At 66.3% G+C, this 1,841-nt stretch carries 3 protein-coding genes; all 3 read right to left on the reverse strand.

What is annotated here, in order from left to right:
- Positions 1-1,050: phosphate/phosphite/phosphonate ABC transporter substrate-binding protein (locus RI841_RS16285; protein ID WP_310706676.1), on the reverse strand; the 1,050-nt coding region annotated here is incomplete at its 3' end.
- 50 nt (positions 1,051-1,100) lie between these two features.
- Positions 1,101-1,337, reverse strand: coding sequence for a hypothetical protein (locus tag RI841_RS16290; RefSeq protein ID WP_310706677.1), 237 nt, complete (start codon positions 1,335-1,337; stop codon positions 1,101-1,103).
- Positions 1,307-1,841, reverse strand: a 535-nt coding sequence (locus RI841_RS16295; RefSeq protein WP_310706678.1) for an ABC transporter substrate-binding protein, incomplete at its 5' end; no start/stop codon positions are given. The genes RI841_RS16295 and RI841_RS16290, both read right to left, overlap by 31 nt.

The following is a 1,841-nucleotide window of genomic DNA, read 5'->3' on the forward strand; positions in this document are numbered from 1 at the left end:
CGGCGAGGTGATCATGATCCCCTCGTGGGTATGGCTGAAGACGCTGGCCGCCAGCCGCATCTCCTCGCGTTGCCGGCTCAGCTTGCGGTTGCGTCGGGTCAGCAGCACCAGCAGCAGAAGCACCAGGAGCAACGCGCCCAGTAGCGCCACCAGGTAGACGCGATGCTGCTCCCAGATATCCTGCCAGGTGACGCGCGGTGGCTGATCGAAAGGCGCAAGGCGCAGCTCGCGCGCCAGGTTCTCGACGGGCAGGTAGTCCATGGGTGGAGCGAAACCGGCGATTCGGGCGGCTCGCGCCACCTCGTGCTCCGGGGTCAGCGCAAACAGCGCCGCGGACACCCGCTGAACGGTGGCGCGCTCGACCTGAGGCAGCGCGATCAGTGGCCACTCCGGATAGAGCCGCGTGGAGGTTGCATACGGAAAGCCGGCCAGCTGCTGGAGATTCACCACCTTGAGTCGAGCACGATCGATACGTCCTTCACGCGCGAGGCTTTCCAGCACGCCGGTGCGCACAAAGCCGGCATCCAGTTCCCCCGCCTGCACCGCCGACACCACAGCGTCGTGGCTGCCCAGCGCCTGCAGATCGAGATCACGCTCCGGCGAGAGCCCGACCTGGCGCAGCTCATATGCCTGGGTCTGGTAGCCCCCCAGGAAACGCTTGCCGGGAATGCCGACACGACGCTGCTTGAGATCGCGCAGCTCATCGATGTCATGGCGATCCGCCAGAGTGATCACCACGCCGCCCAGTGAACTGATCACCTGACCATGCTCGAGACGAATCTGGGTGGCCAGGGCACCGGTCAGGCTGTTGCGGCTGCGCACCTGCAGGTAGTGGCTGGGATTGGTCATCAGCAGGTCGATCTGGCGATGGGCAATCGCCTGTTCGATGGCATCCAGCCCCAGCGCCCGCAGTTCCACCCGGGTGTCGGGGAGCTGCGCGTCCAGATAATCGGCAAGCGGCTGGTAACGCGCCTGCATCACTGCCGCATCACGATAGGCGAACACGCCGAGTACCAGGGTGTCATCGGCGGCGTACGCCACAGGCAGCATTGGGGTCATCCAGCTCAGGAGAGCGGCGAGCCAATGACATGTCAGCCGCCTCATGTCACCGCTGCCCTGGGCAGGTAGCGATCCTCCATCAGATCGTCCAGACGGTCGGGCGCGTCCAGCAGGCCCTTGGCCACCATGACGTTGTTGAGAGCGTTGGCCGCCGCCAGCAGCCGCCCCTCGGCGCCGAAATAGCCGCGGTTGCCGGCCACGCCGGGCAGCTCCATACCGGCGTAGGAGGCACGCACCTCCTCGAAGCTCAACCCACGCCAGGCGGCGATGCGGCGCATCGCATCTTGATTCTCAGGTGTGCCAGGCCGCGGAAGTGAGCCAGTACCAGTGCCTCGAGTGCATCAGTGCGCCAGCGCAGACGGTCGTGCCGCACTGCCAGTACGTCGAGGATCATGTCGGGGAACTGGCTGCTGTCGTAGAGCCGGCGTGCGCCCTCGCGCATCAGCTGGCTGGCAGTCGGTTCATACGTCACCACGGCATCGATATCCCCCTGACGCCAGACGGCCAGCTGTCGATCCGGTGGCAGATCCACCACTTCAAGCTGGTCGGCCGTGAGCCCTGCCGCCTCGAGCAGCTTGTGGAGCACCAGGCTGCCAACGGCACTGCGCTCCACGGCGATGCGAGCGCCGGATAGGTCGGCGAGGGTCGCTATCTGGGGTCTTGCCAACACCATATCGGCACCGACGGAGTCATCGAACACCAGGATGACCGCCAGCGGCAGCCCCTCGGCGCGCGCCTTGAGCACCTCGTCCAGGGTCAGGGCCGCCCCATCCAGCTCACCG

Source organism: Halomonas sp., assembly GCF_031581305.1.
GTDB lineage: Bacteria > Pseudomonadota > Gammaproteobacteria > Pseudomonadales > Halomonadaceae > Halomonas.

Bases quoted from the DNA above. Each gene is read 5' to 3' on its own strand.
- RI841_RS16290 (WP_310706677.1), bottom strand. From the start codon at position 1,337: ATGCGCCGCATCGCCGCCTGGCGTGGGTTGAGCTTCGAGGAGGTGCGT.